This window comes from Serratia sp. L9, assembly GCF_050632285.1.
Lineage (GTDB): Bacteria > Pseudomonadota > Gammaproteobacteria > Enterobacterales > Enterobacteriaceae > Chania.
The window spans coordinates 2,783,423-2,799,345 of sequence record NZ_CP192591.1 but is presented as its reverse complement, the minus strand read 5'-3'; the positions used below and the strand labels follow the sequence as shown (position 1 = coordinate 2,799,345).

18 protein-coding genes and 3 pseudogenes are annotated in these 15,923 nt (G+C 52.0%); 8 read left to right on the top strand and 13 right to left on the bottom strand.

Features of this window, described 5'->3' with window-relative positions; all coding sequences use genetic code 11:
• Positions 1 to 278 precede the first annotated feature (278 nt).
• The 5 genes from ACQ86O_RS13245 (at position 279) to ACQ86O_RS13225 (ending at position 3,271) form a co-directional block, all read left to right on the top strand.
• Positions 279 to 785 (top strand): type VI secretion system accessory protein TagV, encoded by a 507-nt coding sequence (locus tag ACQ86O_RS13245; RefSeq protein ID WP_431225571.1) that lies wholly within the window; start codon positions 279 to 281, stop codon positions 783 to 785.
• Positions 786 to 842: 57 nt separating this feature from the next.
• Complete coding sequence (locus ACQ86O_RS13240) at positions 843 to 1,571, top strand: type VI secretion system-associated protein (protein WP_431225570.1); 729 nt, start codon at positions 843 to 845, stop codon at positions 1,569 to 1,571.
• Between the two features lie 52 nt (positions 1,572 to 1,623).
• Positions 1,624 to 1,812 carry a hypothetical protein gene (locus ACQ86O_RS13235; RefSeq protein ID WP_431225569.1) on the top strand — a complete coding sequence of 63 codons (189 nt, stop codon included), beginning with the start codon at positions 1,624 to 1,626 and terminating at the stop codon, positions 1,810 to 1,812.
• Between the two features lie 71 nt (positions 1,813 to 1,883).
• The gene (locus ACQ86O_RS13230) at positions 1,884 to 2,654 is read left to right on the top strand and encodes a serine/threonine protein kinase (RefSeq protein ID WP_431225568.1); all 771 of its coding nucleotides are present in this window, start codon (positions 1,884 to 1,886) and stop codon (positions 2,652 to 2,654) included.
• Complete coding sequence (locus tag ACQ86O_RS13225; RefSeq protein ID WP_431225567.1) at positions 2,621 to 3,271, top strand: hypothetical protein; 651 nt, start codon at positions 2,621 to 2,623, stop codon at positions 3,269 to 3,271. The genes ACQ86O_RS13230 and ACQ86O_RS13225 overlap by 34 nt, the downstream gene beginning before the upstream one ends.
• A 70-nt stretch (positions 3,272 to 3,341) precedes the next feature.
• On the opposite strand, the gene ACQ86O_RS13220 is transcribed toward ACQ86O_RS13225, so the two are convergent.
• The 10 genes and pseudogenes from ACQ86O_RS13220 to ACQ86O_RS13175 all read right to left on the bottom strand — a co-directional run bounded on the left by ACQ86O_RS13220 (position 3,342) and on the right by ACQ86O_RS13175 (position 10,896).
• On the bottom strand, positions 3,342 to 3,551 hold the full coding sequence (locus ACQ86O_RS13220; protein ID WP_431225566.1) for a glycogen synthesis protein: 210 nt from the start codon (positions 3,549 to 3,551) through the stop codon (positions 3,342 to 3,344).
• Positions 3,552 to 3,740: 189 nt separating this feature from the next.
• Positions 3,741 to 4,100, bottom strand: coding sequence for a fimbrial biogenesis chaperone (locus ACQ86O_RS13215; RefSeq protein ID WP_431225724.1), 360 nt, complete (start codon positions 4,098 to 4,100; stop codon positions 3,741 to 3,743).
• A 12-nt stretch (positions 4,101 to 4,112) separates the two neighbouring features.
• Positions 4,113 to 4,447: pseudogene (locus tag ACQ86O_RS13210) on the bottom strand (fimbrial biogenesis chaperone); the annotation flags it as partial.
• Between the two features lie 89 nt (positions 4,448 to 4,536).
• Complete coding sequence (locus tag ACQ86O_RS13205; RefSeq protein WP_431225565.1) at positions 4,537 to 5,661, bottom strand: fimbrial protein; 1,125 nt, start codon at positions 5,659 to 5,661, stop codon at positions 4,537 to 4,539.
• Positions 5,662 to 5,761: 100 nt separating this feature from the next.
• Positions 5,762 to 5,872 carry a hypothetical protein gene (locus ACQ86O_RS13200; RefSeq protein WP_431225723.1) on the bottom strand — a complete coding sequence of 37 codons (111 nt, stop codon included), beginning with the start codon at positions 5,870 to 5,872 and terminating at the stop codon, positions 5,762 to 5,764.
• 141 nt (positions 5,873 to 6,013) lie between these two features.
• A pseudogene (locus ACQ86O_RS13195) lies at positions 6,014 to 7,812 on the bottom strand (fimbria/pilus outer membrane usher protein); the annotation flags it as partial.
• A gap of 8 nt (positions 7,813 to 7,820) precedes the next feature.
• The gene (locus ACQ86O_RS13190; RefSeq protein WP_431225564.1) at positions 7,821 to 8,186 is read right to left on the bottom strand and encodes a FimD/PapC N-terminal domain-containing protein; all 366 of its coding nucleotides are present in this window, start codon (positions 8,184 to 8,186) and stop codon (positions 7,821 to 7,823) included.
• The gene (locus tag ACQ86O_RS13185; protein ID WP_431225563.1) at positions 8,187 to 8,954 is read right to left on the bottom strand and encodes a fimbrial biogenesis chaperone; all 768 of its coding nucleotides are present in this window, start codon (positions 8,952 to 8,954) and stop codon (positions 8,187 to 8,189) included.
• A gap of 52 nt (positions 8,955 to 9,006) precedes the next feature.
• Positions 9,007 to 9,552, bottom strand: coding sequence for a fimbrial protein (locus ACQ86O_RS13180; protein WP_431225562.1), 546 nt, complete (start codon positions 9,550 to 9,552; stop codon positions 9,007 to 9,009).
• 435 nt (positions 9,553 to 9,987) lie between these two features.
• Positions 9,988 to 10,896 (bottom strand): winged helix-turn-helix domain-containing protein, encoded by a 909-nt coding sequence (locus tag ACQ86O_RS13175; RefSeq protein ID WP_431225561.1) that lies wholly within the window; start codon positions 10,894 to 10,896, stop codon positions 9,988 to 9,990.
• A gap of 189 nt (positions 10,897 to 11,085) precedes the next feature.
• Here ACQ86O_RS13175 and ACQ86O_RS13170 point away from each other — a divergent pair, with 189 nt between their 5' ends.
• Together ACQ86O_RS13170 and ypdK are read left to right on the top strand one after the other, a co-directional pair.
• Positions 11,086 to 11,526 carry a hypothetical protein gene (locus ACQ86O_RS13170; protein ID WP_431225560.1) on the top strand — a complete coding sequence of 147 codons (441 nt, stop codon included), beginning with the start codon at positions 11,086 to 11,088 and terminating at the stop codon, positions 11,524 to 11,526.
• A 311-nt stretch (positions 11,527 to 11,837) separates the two neighbouring features.
• Positions 11,838 to 11,912, top strand: a complete 75-nt coding sequence (gene ypdK, locus ACQ86O_RS13165; protein ID WP_099782600.1) for a membrane protein YpdK — start codon at positions 11,838 to 11,840, stop codon at positions 11,910 to 11,912.
• Positions 11,913 to 11,980: 68 nt separating this feature from the next.
• Here ypdK and ACQ86O_RS13160 read toward each other — a convergent pair.
• The 3 genes and pseudogenes from ACQ86O_RS13160 to ACQ86O_RS13150 form a co-directional block, all read right to left on the bottom strand.
• A pseudogene (locus tag ACQ86O_RS13160) lies at positions 11,981 to 12,504 on the bottom strand (cytochrome b).
• A gap of 88 nt (positions 12,505 to 12,592) precedes the next feature.
• On the bottom strand, positions 12,593 to 13,813 hold the full coding sequence (alaC, locus tag ACQ86O_RS13155; protein WP_431225559.1) for an alanine transaminase: 1,221 nt from the start codon (positions 13,811 to 13,813) through the stop codon (positions 12,593 to 12,595).
• Positions 13,814 to 13,930: 117 nt separating this feature from the next.
• Positions 13,931 to 14,473, bottom strand: coding sequence for a GNAT family N-acetyltransferase (locus ACQ86O_RS13150; protein WP_431225558.1), 543 nt, complete (start codon positions 14,471 to 14,473; stop codon positions 13,931 to 13,933).
• A 170-nt stretch (positions 14,474 to 14,643) separates the two neighbouring features.
• On the opposite strand from ACQ86O_RS13150, the gene ACQ86O_RS13145 reads away from it, so the two are divergent.
• Positions 14,644 to 15,888 carry a DUF1479 domain-containing protein gene (locus ACQ86O_RS13145; RefSeq protein WP_431225557.1) on the top strand — a complete coding sequence of 415 codons (1,245 nt, stop codon included), beginning with the start codon at positions 14,644 to 14,646 and terminating at the stop codon, positions 15,886 to 15,888.
• Positions 15,889 to 15,923 lie beyond the last annotated feature (35 nt).

Below are 15,923 nucleotides of genomic sequence, written 5' to 3'. Positions count from 1 at the left end.
GGCCTAAACAGCCCAAGAAAGCAAGAACAATAGCTAAAAAATAATCAGATGCAGATCTCAAAAAATGAGACAAAAGCCAGCGCAACCATTACAGCGCTAAGATATTAACCTCAAATAACTCAGAAAAAGCGAGAAAAATCTCAACAGCCATTAATTATTTAAAATATATTTGACACGCATGAGAGGGATAGTTTCTAATCACTATGCGTTAATTTAAATAAATTCAGAATATAAAGACGGAATTACGGTGTAATACCAAATAATACCTAGAGGCTATTGTGAAAATACGGATTTCGCCGCTACTGTTTTCAGCCCTACTGCTTTGCGCCTGTACGCCACGCTCTGAGCAGGCGATCACTGATGACACCTTGGTTAGCCATCAGGTTAACGGGGTGATGCTAACCCATCGCGCTATTATTTCCTTACCGGAACAATTCCAGCCTATTAATGAGCAATACCGCAGCCTGTATAGCGCCAGTATCATGAGCACACCCAGCTATAAAGGCAAGTTGCTCGGTCAACTGGAAAATGCCACCCCCTTCTTTGCCTTGGGCGAAGTTGAAAACCAGTGGCTAGCCATCTCAATGGAAGATCGGGGCGAGCTTATTGGTTATATTCAGGGTAATGCCGGGGTCATTGAAAACCAATACCGGGCTACGGTGCGAAAAGATCGTCTTCGCGTACGCCGAACCAAGACCACCAACAGTGCTGGACATTGTGTGTCCGTAGGCAATAACAGTAAAGCCTGTAAAGAGACTAAATCCGATACCTGGATACTTGAATAACCGCCCTCTAAGTTGCTCCCAATGCCACATGTAATTTCAAATATGCCAAGGTCAACGATGAAATATTGGATGCTGGGGATAATTGCCCTGACGATGACACCTGCTGTGCAAGCTGAAAATTATCGGTTGGCGTACTCCCCAACACTGAAACTGGAAGTCTATATTGACGATGTCACTAATAGTAAGCCAGAAAGCTGGTGCGCAGGCAGTATCCCCCTACGCATCACTTCAACGCAGAACACCGACACTTACGCTTTGAGCAACTTTCTGCCAAGCGTGGGGAACCTATTAGAAAAACAGTGCCCCAAAGTGGTCGAACTCCCCTGGATATTGGCCGACCAACAGGGAAATAAAATAGCGTCAGGTAACGTAAGAAAAGACCAAAAGTGGCAGCCGGTTATCCCCCCGTCGGAAGCAACAAACTCATCTGCCGCCACCACGCTGCCCGTGGTTGCCGTAACGTCCCCCTTAGCCACCCCGGACAACACCATGGTGTCTTTTTCACTCCCACAAGGCTGCCAGTTCCGCACCTACTGGAATGACAACCTCGGCGATAGCACCATTTTTGTGCCCAGTAGCGATGCATTTCACTGCGATCCCGAGGGCTTATTGAATGGTCATGGCACCATTGTCACTTCGATTGAAGGGGTCAATCAAACTCACAATGTGGTCTTTTATCGGGGATACCCACTGCTCAATATTGAGACTGGCAATCTGCCGTTGAAGGTGGTCAGAGCTAATGCCCAACGCCTGATCCTCGGGGGGCAGGCAGTTTCCTGGTGTTGATCTTTGACCCACAACTACACGCCTGGGCCTTCCGGGGGAAGTGATTATTGAAATGGCACGTGAACAGGCGGCCGATCAGGTTGAAGTCAGCCAGGGGGTAACCCGAGCGCGGGAAACCTGGCGGCCATTAGTGACCAAACAAGGAATGCCGCTTAAATTCCGCCTGGTAGAAACACTGGCTGTGGATCATGTTGATCCCGGTAGCGGCAGCTATCTGTCTGTTGATGATGTTATCTATTAACCAGCTTGCTGCCAATTTCAGGCATGACATCGGCCACGCGTATTGCTCATTGATTTCAGGGAACGATCCTTATGTCAGAAAAAGGAATAATAAAACCAAATTCAAACAGCCTGCCCATCGGGCATCGTTTCAACGAATTTGAGATCAGGGAAGTCATTGGTGAGGGTGAATATGGCATTGTGTATCGAGCCTACGATCACCAGCTAGAGCGCATGATCGCCATTAAAGAATATTTTCCCTCCACGTTGGCCATACGCCATGAAGATCTAACGCTCAGCCTGCGTGATGAGCGCTTTGACCAGACTTTTCAAGCCGGGCTGAACAGCTTTACCCAAGAGGCGCGTCTGCTCGCCCGCTTTTCTCACCCGGCATTGCTGCAGGTGCTGCGTTGTTGGGAACACAATGGCACTGCCTACTTGGCAACACCGTTTTATAGCGGCACCACGTTAAAAAAGTTCTGGGCTCAGCACCCAGAGAAAATCAACGAAACCTGGATACGTAATTTACTGCCCAGCTTGCTTGATGCGCTCAAAACCATTCATCGGGAAGGTTATCTGCACCGTGACATCTCACTGGGTAATATCCAGATCCAGGAAAACCAATTGCCGGTGTTGCTGGGTTTTGGTTGTGCTCGCAAAGAGATCGGTAACCTGTCTGCTGAAACGGAGCTGGTGCTCAAACCTGGTTTTGCTTCTATGGAGCAATACCAGGAAAACAGCAATAGCGAGCAGGGGCCGTGGACCGATATCTATGCCCTCGGCGCCGTGCTGCATAATCTGATCGTGGATACTCAACCCCCGTCAGCGTTGTGCGCAGCATTGAGGATCGCTACCAACCGCTGACAGAGCGCCTCCCGAAGGGATATTCGTTAGGCCTGCTGGGTGCCATTGATCGTGCATTAGCCCTGAGGCCCGAAGATCGGCCGCAAACTATCGATGAAATGGCTGAGCTCTTGAGTCTTTCCGCCGCCAGTAAGAGTGAAATCATTGGCAGCAGGCCTGCCACAACGAGCCCGAAACTCGTTTCTATAGCGCAGCCGCAGGCCGTTAACGAAACACACATCAGAAAGCCCTGGCGCCCGATAATGATCGGCGCAGGGGTGGCCGTGGTAGTTATCGCCGGGATCATTACCTGGTTAAACAGTGGCCCCTCTTCCGCCCCCGTGCCGGTGGTGAACAACTCGGTTAGCGCTGTTGCCACAACGCCAGCGCCTGTAGCCCCAGCTCCGGCATCGGTTGCCATCGTGTATTTTAAACTTCAGCCGGGTGAGGAGTTGAAAATCAATGGCAATAAACAAAATGTTACGCCAGATAAAAACGGCTTTGTTGCTCTGAATATGGCTCCTGGTAATTATAAGGCAGAGGTGATCACCGCCAAGCACCAGTATCAGGAAAAGTTCACGATTGAAACGGCAGGGACATGGTTGATTAATCCGCAAAACCGAGTGCAGACGAGCTGATCACCCAGGCCAGACCAGCAGCTCGCAGGCATAAAAAAGCCCCGATGTTCTCTCGAGGCTTTTTGCTGTGTTAGGCGGATTCAGTCTGCTTTCTATAAATTGAACGGTAGTGATTCAGCCGTTTAAAGAAATTATCACTCTGTTCGCGTGACATATTACCCGCCACGTTATTCGCATTCACCTCACGCCCTTGAAACTCTAAGAATGCCACCGTAGAAGCGAGAAAATCCATGTTGCTGGTGTTCTTTGCATACACATAGCACTTTTCAAAGGTTTCCATAGCCTCCTCCTGAACGTTTCACAATAAAATGACGTGCTACAATCAAGATACCGGCAGTTCATTTACTGAGCTACCCAATTCAGGATACACCAGAAGATTAAAAAATATACACTCTATGTGCTCTAAAAGATAAAAACTAACAAGACTGCAACTTCGCTGACGATTCGATAAGGCGGCCCCCCTTTTTCTTCACGGCGCCAGGGGTTGTTCAGCCGTCACCACTGAACCAAAATCGTCCAACACGGAATAAAACACCTTCATACCGCTATTGACTGCCCCCTTGGTTGGCCCCAAGGCAAATTCAGCCTGCCCTTTGGGGGCAACCATGCCATCTTCCGGTACCAGACTGGCGGCGGCCTGATTTTTATCGCGCCCCAGGGAAATTTCGAGCAAAGTCTGATGGAAAGGCGTTGGGTTATTGACCACCAACACCTGGCCATTGGCGCGTTTAGCCAGACTAAAGCGCAGTTGATCCTGAATATGAGCAGTGATGACCTTCTGCAATGCCAGAGGCCGATAGAACAGTTTGATCCGGGTCCTGAACGCCATTTGCATCTGGCTGGCCTGGCTGTTGGTTACTTTTTGCGGGATCTCCAACACGTTAAGCCAGAAAACCGATTCACGATCGTCCGGCAGCGGTGAACCTTTACCGGTAAACAGCACTCTCAGGCGCTGCGAACGTTTGCCATCCAGGCGCAAAATGGGGGAGCAACGGTAAACGGTGTGGAAATTTTCTCTGGCGCGGCGTCGCTGTCACCGGTATCCACCCAGGCTTGCAGCAATACCGGGGCCCGCCCCTGGTTGCTCACCCGCAGCGTCGCCTCCTGGTCCTTGGCATTCACAATCAGCCGCGTAGCCCCAAGGTAAATCTCGGCCTGCGCTGGGGGTATGAGCATGGCCATGACAACGGCCAGTACCAGGCTGTAAAACCTGCGCCAGGGCAGGCTCAGACCACAACAATAAATAGCTGCCATAGCAAGTAGCCCTACTTATAGTTCAAGGTAAAAGTGATTGCGGTATTGGCAGTACCAGCGGTGACAGAACTCCCGGTCTGGAACAACCGGGCCTGCATCGGCACGCTATAGTTGGCCTTTGCCGAAGCATCGTAGTTATCCAGCAGATAGACGGTGCCAAACGTCACGGGCACATTATTGCCACGTAACAGTTGGATCCCCACGCCGCTGGCGGTAGAAGTGTCATTGGGTGCCACAACCCCGTTGGTGGCATCCAGGACCTGAGTGGTGGCTGCAAAACTGTAACCAATACTGGACAGGCCTGCCGGGCACTGATTAAACGCCAGATTGAACGCCCTCTGCCCTGCAACGGTGCCCACACCGGTAAACTGGCTGACGCTGGCTTCTGGCAGATCGACGTTCACATTGGGCGTGGTGCAGGTGCCGCCGCTGCTTATGGTTCCACCGCTTTTAAACTGGGCAATCATATAGGTGAGATCACCCGGTGCCGAGCTGCCGTTATAGGTTTGTAGATGTCGCAGATAAATCGGGTCGAAGAGCGGGATGGCACCGCTGGTCAGGCCGGTAGTGGTTTTAACAAAACGAACCTGGGCATCCACGCCCAGATAAAACCGGCTGCCGGTACCGTAGTTGACCGTGATTGACTCGGCGTGGGTCTGCTGCCCACCGGTGGCAATAGTCAACGGCTGCCAGGCGGTCGTTTTACCATTGAGGGTATAGCGCCAGCGCACAATATAACCCAGCCCGGTTTTCACCGTGGTGTTATACAGCATGTAGGTTTGCCCATCGACCACCATCGTATTGCGTGTGGTATAAGGCGGGTAGCCCTGCACGCTGAACTGTACCGGTTGCTGATAGCTGCTGTTCGGCGTGCAATTCCAGGCGGTAGCGTTATTTGAGCTGATCCAGGGGCCGAGGACATCACCTACGGCGCTGTCTTTGCCGATCTCGATGGTGGCGGTATCAAAAAACTGGTAATAGCCACTGTTGCGCGCGCAATTGACATATCCCCCTTCGGCGAGGGCAGAACCGCTATAACCCAACACCAGCAGTAAGCCCAATGACCAGCTCTGGAACCCGGTTTTTGTGGTCTGCCACACTGAGCAAAGATCCCCATTAGATTGTTGCATCATCATCGTTTTCCTGTTCACTGGCACACCGCATCCAATCGGCGATAGTCCCGCTCATCGCTGGGCCCGGAGGTTGGCAACTGATAATCGAACCGGCAGCTTTCGCCTATGCCTTCCCCCATTTCACCGTCAGTTGGCCCTTGGGTTGGCTTACACGCAATAAACCCTCCCCGACTTGGGCGATATACCCCACGCTGCGCTGTTGATCATCAAGCACGTTCGCGCCAAAAGGCAGTGGTTCGCCGCTAATATTACGTACCGTCGCCAGCACCGAGTAACCACTTTCGGTTTCATAGCGCAGCAACGCCACTGCGCCTGCGGTAGGAGCGATATCCTGGCTGGTGTATTTAAGCTCGACGTCGTGAGAAATCCCCTTAGGATCCAGCTCCACGGTATTCTGGCGATAAGGGCTGAGATAAGGCACCACCGCCTTGCCGCGATTATCCAGGCGTAACCCGCTGTAGTTGGTCACACGGGCACCCTTGGCATTCTCTGCCTCAACGATTGCCGAAGTTTCACCCAGCATTGGCGTCAAGACCACACCACCTTGATAGGCCACTACGCCACCGGATAAGGTGGCACCATATTGCTGATAACCCTGCCCCGCAGAAAGACTGCCCCCGACGGAGGCATAAGGCGCTGACCAGGATGCGTTAACACCGCCGCTGAACGTGTTGCTGCTATTTTTATAATAGTCATAGTTGGTAAACGCACTGTAATTGTACTGGCGTTCATCCCCCAGGCTACCGGACAGCGAGTTCTGCAAACCCTGATGATCTTTTTGCTGAATATAGCTGGTGGTCAGATAAGGAGCGCGTGCGCTGGAGCCTAGCGGGATCGACAGGGTGAGCATCGCCTTGTTGTCCCAGCTACCGGTGATCAGATTGCGTGTACGGGCAAAATTCACCCCGTAATTGAGCTTCTGATAGTGGTTGTTGTAACTGAACTGATATTCGCTGTCGGTCTGATTATGATCCCAATAATCCTGCACGTTGGCGTTTAGGGAAACAGAACCAAACCCCTCTGGCAGCGACTGGGTAGCGTTAATCTGAAAGCGGTTACGGCGCTTCCAGGTGGTGTAGGAATCAACGTTGCTGTCATATCTGTCGCGCTCGCGCAGCAGCATGGCGTCATCCACATTATAAAATCCCGAGCTGGAATAACGGTAGCTGGCTAGGGTGACGTTAGTGTCCACCACCGGTAAAATTTTGGCATAGGTAAAACGCACGCTTTGCCCTTGCTCGCTGGGGCGGTTATCAAACTGCGTCTGTGCCTGGGTAATATCCAGCGAGATCGCACCAAAATCGGTATTAAATGCCAGGCCACCCGAAGCGGCCGCATAGCCATCGGCACCAATCACACCGGTATAGCCGGTGAGCAGGTTGGTAAAGCCGTGCCTTAATGTGCCAAGGGCAATGGGCGGCTCTTCATTCACCGAGTTATTGCGGTATTTGCCCGCCATCAGGGAATAATGAGTCACTCCGGGCCGCAACAGTTCTGCGATTGAAGCGTAGGTGACGGTAAAGCTGCGCTCGGTGCCGTCGGCTTCAGTCACGGTAACAAGCAGATCCCCCCGCTGCCGGTAGGATAAAGATCGTCAATCACAAACGGCCCCGGCGGTACGGTGGTTTCATAGATCTGGCTGCCACGCTGGCTGACGCGGACCAGCGCGTTGGTATTGGCAATGCCACGCACCACAGGGGCAAAACCACGTTGCGAATCGCTGTACATACGATCGTCAGAACTTACCTGGGCGCCAATAAAGCCTACGCTGTCAAATACCTGGCCATCGGTAGTCGATTGGCCAAGCACCAGTCTGCTGCGCCAGCCCACCAACGGCCTTTCCAGGAAGGTTTGATCGCTTTGATAGTGGAAGCCCTGGTCTTCACTCCAGTTGGCAGAAGCACGGTAGCGCAAGCGCCACACATCCCAGTTCAACCCGCCACGCAGCCCCAGAAACTGGTTGGTTTGCGAACCCGTACCCGAATGTTCGGCGCGGTAGGCGTTGTAGTCATATTGCAAGGTAGCGGCCGTAATGCCGTGGTCCCACAGTTCCGGGCTGACATAACCTCTGGCCTCATGCTGTAGCAAAGCCTGAGGCGCACGTACATCCAGCCGCTGGCCACCGCTGTCAAAATCAGCCTCTACGCCCGGCACCAATTCACCTAAATCGCGGCACTGCTCCCCTGCTGCAAGCTGGCCAGCACATCTTTGTCCAGCTTATCCAGCGCAATGTTGAAAACACTCAATAATTTCAGATCGTAGCAAGGGCGGGCTACGGCAGTTTCTGACGAGGGCAACGAGAAATTAACGTCCTGCCGCCCCTTCCATTGATCGTTAAGATAGAGATCAATGCGGTGAACGCCGGGAGCAACCGGATTACCGCTGGTGAATTGGCTGACATCGACAGCAGAACGAAGAAAAGACTCGTTGAACTCGATAACCTCAGGATCCTCTGCATAACACAAGGTTGCGGGTGCCAGAAAAATGGCCCCCGCAATATAAACCAGATTGAGAAATGGGGGCGCCACTCAAGGCTTGCTACTACCCGCCAACGTCCGCTCATTTTTATTATCTCCACCAAAATCATCTATCAGGCTGTAAAACGCTTTTACGCCTGCCGGTGCAGATTTCATCCCTTGCACCTTCATAGCCAATTCGCCAAACGGCGCGACCATTCTTTCCTGTGTTTTGCCCAGGTTGCCCAGCACCGGCGCATCTTTGGCGCTGCGTAAATCAATCTGGCGGAAAGTGAGGTAATAAGGTGATGGGTTCTTGGCGACGATTTCATATCCCGAAGCCCCTTTTCTTAAACTCAGTTCCAGCTTCTCGTAGGCCTGAGCCGGGGTCATCGGCAGGTTATCCGGCCGGTAAAACATTTTGATGCGGGTACGGAAAGAGAACTGCATCAGGTTGTCACCTGCGGCTATCTGCTGAGAAGCCTTAGGTGGGATTTCCAGCACGTTGAGCCATAGCAGTGATTCGCGGTCGGCTGGCAGCCCGCCCCCAGAACGCGCAATACGTAATGCCTGCCCTTTACCCGCATCAATACGAGCAACAGGAGGTGTCAGCGTAAAGGGAACTTTGACGGAGCCAGGTTTCGCTTTTGCATCACCATTATCTAGCCAGGACTGCACCAGAACGGGGCTGGAACCTTGATTGCGCAACTGCGCAACGGCCTCACCGCTCTTCTCATGGTAAATGATGCGCGTGGCGTTAATAACAACGCCAGCCTGAGCGGCAGCTGTCCATGCCAGCACCAAAGTGATAGTGGAAGCCACAATAATTTTACTTAGCATGGAAACTGCCCTCAAAAAGGGATGAGGCTGGCCCATCCCGCAGATTGGTGTTTTACAGGTAGATAATGGTGTAATCCACCTGAGTGGCAACCGTCCCTGGTGTGACGACTCCGTTTGCATAGTAACGAGCAAGGTAGTTCATTACGCCGCTACCGCCAGTGATATCGACACCGATATCACCTTGATTAAAGTCACCGCCTACCATGATTTTGCTCTGGGCAGCGTTCAATATTTCAACCTGAACGTTGGATGCCGTAGCAGAGGCCGAGTTGTTCAGGCGACCGGAGCTCATATCGACGTTTGCACCCGCTTCAAAGAAGGTGCTAGCGGTATTCAGTGTGGCGCCAGCGCAGTTGCTCAACACAATGGCAAAGCTGGTTGTACCGGCAGTCGCTCCTGGGGAGGCCAACGCCGAGGTAGAAACGGTCGGCAGCGTTACTGTGGCATTTTTTGACTGATTATTGACTTCGATATCGCAAGTGGTATCCGTAATGGTTCCATTGATAGTAATGGTGCCATCAGCCGCCATTGCAGAGCTCACAAACGTCATACCGATAACAGCAGCCAGCAGGGTAGTTTTGGTGTTGTAAAATTTCATAATAGATTCCAATTCCATAGAAGATAACTGTATTTAACTGAAGTACATTGCTGGCTGGCGCATCCGAGAGGCTATCAGGTCATCGGTTTAATGCTTACCTTCCTGCTGTACTTATCCACCCCTTGTAGTCAGTAGCTTCAATGCTCTACCAAGGTGTAATGTCTTTCAGCCAGTTATTTAAGAATGATCCTAACCAGCCTGCCGACGAGAAAAATCTTATCTCCTAACAACAAAAAAAGAATCATTAACTATCATTATTAAATTATTTAGGTTTAAAAGCTGAATTTAATATTAACCAGGTTTAATTTAATGCATTAACACTGCACAAAAAATTTGCAAAGCACGAAAAACTTGTTTGTTTTATGTTCAAAATAAACAAATTCTAAACAATCGGCAGAAAAACCCCATCAATTGCTGGCCAACGCTCACCCTGGCTCACAACAATAAAGGAGAATTATCATTTTCCATGCCAGAACAGAACTCTATCCTATGCTCGCGCACGATGGTGCAGCGCACAAAGAACATGCGGTTAACACCGGAGATAAACGAGCGCACCTGATTGCTACGCACCACCAGCAGGTATTCATCTGGGCGGCACACGGTCTTTTTTTGTTCTACATAACTCAGCATGTCCTGATTCAAACTGGCGCCGGGAACGCTAGACGAGGTTGAAGTCGACATAAACACTTTGCAGGTACCAGCCTTGCCAAGAAACACTTCCTGCCTGGCAAAAGAGTTGGTGGTGTACATCGTGGTGCCGATCCCCAGGACAAAGATAAACCCGGCAAGGGCGCAGATAATGCCCCACCCCCAACGTTTCTTGTCGGCAGAAATCGGGGTTTCCACATCAGGTGGCTGGTGTTCCTCCTCCTCAACATCGATTTCCAAATCAATTTCATCATCGTAATCGGCAGACATTTCCAATTCCGCGTCACCTACCGCTAGTGGATATGGCATATCTGCGCTTTCCGAGGTCGAAGAAAGCAGGGTAAATTCCTCATCCCCTCCCTGCCTGAACTCCACCAGGATTTCCCGGCGCAACATAAATCCCAGCTTGGGGACGGTGGCAATGAGTTCATCATCGATCCCCATGACCTTGATTATCCGGCGCAATTTACTTACGCACTGATTAAGGTTGTTATTGCTGGAAATCATGCCGTAGTCGTCCCACACCTTTTTGAATATCACCTCCCGATTGATCGGCATCCCGTAGTGGTCAATCAGCAACAGCAATAAACGCTTTGAAGGATTGGAGATAGGAATGGGTTCCCCAGATAAATCACTTGGTGACAAGGTTCCGATGTCAGCATCAAACAGAACACGGTCATTAAATCTATATTCCATGTTATTCCCGATTATTTTTAGGGAGATATCCTAATTCTGGCAGGAATTGCTAATAAATCATCAGCCATTAATTAAAAAAAATGGCATCCGGCGCCTGTCCGATTTAACGGGATTGTTGGGTGATGATCTGGCATTGTCAGCCTCAACCGGTCACAATGCCGCTCCGCCCTCTTCCCAGCAGGAAATACGATGCTTTGCCACTACCCCGCCCATTACTTCTTTGATAGCGAAAGCGATGCCTGGCAGATTACCTTGCGCGATTTTCCTCAGCAGCAGGCTGCCTGCTATAAGCGTGAAGATGTTGAGCTGGAGGCGCAGGAAAGCTTGATGACGGCTATCGCCATTGACATGGAAGAAGGCCGCCCGGTGCCAACCCCTTCCGCGTTGCAGGCCGATGAGATAGCGATCCCTCTGCCGGTATTGGTCAGATTGAAGCTGGAGTTACATAACCAGATGCTAATCGCGGGTACTTCAAAAGCCGTCTTGGCCCGCCAAATGGGGCTAAATGGCGCACAAATCGATCGGCTGCTGGATGTGGCCTATGCCTCGAAGGTTGAGGCACTTGAGCAGGCTCTGTTCCTGTTAGGTTTTGAGGTCCACACACAGATCGTGGCGCTCCGCCAGCCATAAAGTTATATGGTCTGATTACCGCTCTGAAATAGTGCTTATAAAACAGCAATGGCAGGCTAAAAAACCGGCGAAAAATGTGATCAAAAACACAGTATTGAAATCGGTACAATATTGGGAGTACATTAGCGCCGATCCTGTTGTGATTCCTGTTTATCCTCAAGGAACTTGAATCGCAACGACCGGTGAATCAAAGGTTGAGGATGTTGTTCTTGCTGATTGAAGAACCCGCCGAGAGCCGCTGATTTGCCATAAAATACTCAGCACAACAATCGGGATCATTGGCTTGCGAGGACTCCACAAGGAGTTGTTCCGTGAAATATTTTCTGATGGGCGTTTCATTCATGCTGGTTGCATGGGTAGGCACTTTCATGCTGATGGTTGCCTAACCGCAACCTCACCAGGCAGATCGACAAAAAGAGCGCTGATGCGCTCTTTTGTTGTTTATATCACCGGCTTATTTACCGGGCATCATGCGGCGCAAGGTATCATCCCCCGGAAATAGTGATGGTAAATGGCGGCCAGCGCATGCATGCCGACCACGAAATATCCCACCGTCGCCAAGCTTTCGTGAACGATTCTCAGCGTTCTGCGTATCCCCGGATCGGGCGTTACCCATTGTGGCATCTGCCACCCCAGCAGCAGCCACTGCTTACCGCTGTATGACAGCGTCAGGAAGCCTAACACCGGTAACGATAAAAACAGCAGATACAGTAGCCAATGGAACAGCTTTGCTCCAAGAGCCTGCCATTCCGCCAACGCAGGCGTGATCGGTGGCACCGGATGGCGGCGGCGTAACCCAAGGCGGATAAACATCAATACAAAGACCGACAAGCCAAAGTTAAAATGGAGATCCTTTACCAGCGCCACGCTGTCATCCGGCACCGAATCTTTCAATAACATGGCACTGTAGGTCAGGATAACCATCACCAGCGTCAGCCAGTGCAGGATGATTTGCGATTGGGCAAAGCGAGCGCTCATAGAGTTCCCCGATAAATTAGCACCATGATCATGGTAACGCCCCCTCTCCCCGAAGGAGAGGGGGCGGATCAAGTATAAACCTTGGCAGTCAGACTGTGGCTTTAGCCGGTTTGATCAACCCATCGGTGCGGAACATCGCCTTGATACCACGCACCGCCTGGCGGATGCGATCCTGGTTTTCAATTAACGCAAAGCGCACATGGGTGTCGCCATAATCACCAAAGCCGATCCCCGGCGAGACACAAACCTTGGCGTCTGCCAGCAGGCGCTTGGCGAACTCCAATGAGCCCAGATGCGCATAAGGCTCAGGGATTTTCGCCCATACATACATTGAGGCTTTCGGGTTCTCCACCATCCAACCCGCTTCGTGCAACCCTTTTACCAAAACGTTACGTCGCTGGCGGTATTGCTCGGCGATATCCAGCACGCATTGCTGATCGCCTTCCAACGCGGCAATAGCGGCCACCTGCAGTGGGGTGAAGGTGCCATAGTCGTGGTAGCTTTTAATACGCGACAACGCATTGACCAGCTCAGCGTTACCCACCATAAAGCCAATGCGCCAACCGGCCATGTTGTAGCTTTTCGACAGGGTGAAGAATTCCACCGCGATATCTTTGGCGCCAGGCACCTGCATAATCGACGGCGCTTTCCAGCCGTCATAGACAATATCGGCATAGGCCAGATCGTGGATCACCAGCACGTTGTACTGTTTTGCCAACGCAATAACCCGCTCAAAGAAGTCCAGCTCTACGCACTGAGCCGTCGGGTTTGACGGAAAACCCAGGATCATCATTTTTGGCCGGGGGATGGTTTCACGTATGGCGCGCTCCAGCTCACCAAAGAAATCCACCCCGTCCACCAGCGGTACCGAACGCACCTGCGCACCGGCAATTACCGCGCCGTAAATGTGGATCGGGTAACTTGGGTTTGGCACCAGCACCGTATCGCCATGATCGAGCGTGGCCAGCATCAGATGCGCCAACCCCTCTTTCGATCCGATGGTGACAATGGCTTCGCTTTCAGGGTCGATATCTACCTGATATCGCTCCTTATACCAGTGCGAAATGGCTCGGCGTAAACGTGGAATGCCACGCGAAGTGGAGTAACCATGCGTGTCTTCACGCTGCGCCACGGTGCAGAGTTTTTCCACGATATGCGGCGGCGTTGGGCCGTCTGGGTTACCCATACTGAAATCGATAATATCTTCACCGCGACGGCGCGCAGCCATCTTCAGCTCAGAGGTGATATTAAAAACATAAGGAGGCAGGCGTTCAATGCGCGTAAAACGGCGCGGGTTATTATCAGACATAGATCCCTCGAGAGACGTCAGCGCCCAGACCATCCGAGCGACGCTGGCCACTTTGTGGCCGAACATCGAACATATCGCAGCCTGACAAAACTGTCGAGCCCCCTCAAGAACAATATTTTACCCCCTGATTGCTGCAAACTCCGGTGCCAATAACCCCAACTGCCAATCATTGCACCATCGCCCTGCCAGGCGATAATTGTCACGCAGCGTTCCTTCCAGTTGGAAACCACAGCTCTCCAGCAGGCTCCGTGAAGCGATGTTGCCCTCGGTAACGGTGGCCGTCATTTTATGAAAGCCACAGGCGCTGAAGGCAAAATCCAATACTGCCCGCAGCGACTCTTTGCCATATCCCTTTCCTTGCCCTTCCGGCAGGCTGCCAAAACCCACCTCAGCCTGCTGGAAAGGCAACCACTCCGGGCGAAAGCCGGTGATACCAAACGCTTTACCGCTGATTTTTTCTCTCATCACCAGGCACAACCAACGTTCGCCATGTTTATCCCACTGCGGCAAGCGCGCCTCAAAGCGGGCACGGATTTCACATTCAGCCAGGGGATCGGCGATATAACGCAGGACCTGAGGATCCTGATACAGACGCAAGAATAACGGCCAATCCTCCGCAGTGATCGACTGCAACAACAAGAGTGGTGTTTCCAGTTTCATCAGCTAAATCTCCGAATAACGAAAAAGAGGAAGTTACGAATGAAAGATATCCCTTTATTTTCCCCTATTAAATCCAGATAATCATTAACGTCATTACAACAAAACAGCAACCTTATTTCTGTACCTAACCACTGACTATCCTCGCCCAACGGCGGCCCAAGGAGAACACCATGGCTTCCTTACTTATTGATAATGTTCCTGCCGCAATCAAAACCGTCAAACAACAACTGCGCCAAGCGCTGCCCAACTACCGTGAAGTGTTCCTGGCACTGGAAGACAACATTCGCCAGCAGGTTGAGCAAATCCGCCTGGAGCTGGCCAACGGCCAGGATCCGGTACCGCAAGTGGATGCCGATGACATTCTGCATAACCGCGTCAGCGAGCAACAGAAATCCCTGATCAAACAACGTGGAACCTGCGCCATCCGCGGTGTCTTCCCACGTACCCAGGCCGAAGCCTGGAACCAGGAGATCGGCAACTATCTGGATCGTAATAACTTCGTCGAGCGGCTGAAAAATGCCGCTAAAGATGATTACTTTGGCAAACTGGCAGCCAGCAAACCACAGATATATGGGATCTACTGGTCGAAACCGCAGGTGGAGGCCCGTCAGGATCGGCGGATGCATGCGGTACAGGTTTTTCTCAACGGCCTATGGGAAACCGAGAGCAACGGCAAGCAGCACTTTGACCCGACGCGCGTTGCCACCTATGCCGACCGCACCCGCCGCCGCCCGCCAAACTCCTCTTCGCTCGGTCTGTCCCCCCATGTGGATAGCGGCACCATCGAACGCTGGCTGGATGAGAACTTCCGTTACGTTTATCGGCACGTTTTCTCCGGCAATTGGCAGCAATACGATCCCTTTGCCGCCGATGGCCGCACCGAAGTGCGAGAAATCGCCTCGCCCGCGGTGTGCTCCATGTTCCGTACTTTCCAGGGTTGGACAGCGCTGACGCCACAGCGCACCCATGCAGGTACGTTGAATGTGGTGCCGATCGCCAACGCGATGGCCTATATATTGCTGCGTGCGCTGCAAGACGATGTCGCCGATGACGATTTATGCGATGCGGCCCCGGGCCGAGCCTTATCGATCTCAGAGAAATGGCATCCCCTTTTACTTGCTGGGTTATCCCCTATTCCCGATCTGGAGCCGGGAGATACGGTATTTTGGCATTGTGATGTGATCCACTCGGTAGAAAACGAGCATAACGGCGAGTTTGACAGCAACGTGATGTATATCGCTGCCGCACCGAGCTGCGACAAGAACGATGCCTATTTGCAGCGGCAGTTGCCAAGTTTCCTTTCGGGCAAAACGCCGCCAGATTTCGCAGCAGATGATTTCGAAGTGGATTTCAAAGGCCGCGCCACCGTCGAATTACTGACTCCGCTGGGTAAAGCCCAGCTAGGTATCAAATAGTGCCAAACTTCCGCGGTGTGCCCCAGCCACCGCGG

Coding starts and splice junctions, on each gene's coding strand:
- ACQ86O_RS13170 (WP_431225560.1), top strand. CDS start 11,086: ATGCTTTGCCACTACCCCGCCCATTACTTCTTTGATAGCGAAAGCGAT.
- ACQ86O_RS13180 (WP_431225562.1), bottom strand. CDS start 9,552: ATGAAATTTTACAACACCAAAACTACCCTGCTGGCTGCTGTTATCGGT.
- ACQ86O_RS13205 (WP_431225565.1), bottom strand. CDS start 5,661: ATGATGATGCAACAATCTAATGGGGATCTTTGCTCAGTGTGGCAGACC.
- ACQ86O_RS13215 (WP_431225724.1), bottom strand. CDS start 4,100: ATGGCGTTCAGGACCCGGATCAAACTGTTCTATCGGCCTCTGGCATTG.
- ACQ86O_RS13230 (WP_431225568.1), top strand. CDS start 1,884: ATGTCAGAAAAAGGAATAATAAAACCAAATTCAAACAGCCTGCCCATC.
- ACQ86O_RS13145 (WP_431225557.1), top strand. CDS start 14,644: ATGGCTTCCTTACTTATTGATAATGTTCCTGCCGCAATCAAAACCGTC.
- ACQ86O_RS13185 (WP_431225563.1), bottom strand. CDS start 8,954: ATGCTAAGTAAAATTATTGTGGCTTCCACTATCACTTTGGTGCTGGCA.
- alaC (WP_431225559.1), bottom strand. CDS start 13,813: ATGTCTGATAATAACCCGCGCCGTTTTACGCGCATTGAACGCCTGCCT.
- ACQ86O_RS13240 (WP_431225570.1), top strand. CDS start 843: ATGAAATATTGGATGCTGGGGATAATTGCCCTGACGATGACACCTGCT.
- ACQ86O_RS13150 (WP_431225558.1), bottom strand. CDS start 14,473: ATGAAACTGGAAACACCACTCTTGTTGTTGCAGTCGATCACTGCGGAG.
- ACQ86O_RS13175 (WP_431225561.1), bottom strand. CDS start 10,896: ATGGAATATAGATTTAATGACCGTGTTCTGTTTGATGCTGACATCGGA.
- ACQ86O_RS13220 (WP_431225566.1), bottom strand. CDS start 3,551: ATGGAAACCTTTGAAAAGTGCTATGTGTATGCAAAGAACACCAGCAAC.
- ACQ86O_RS13235 (WP_431225569.1), top strand. CDS start 1,624: ATGGCACGTGAACAGGCGGCCGATCAGGTTGAAGTCAGCCAGGGGGTA.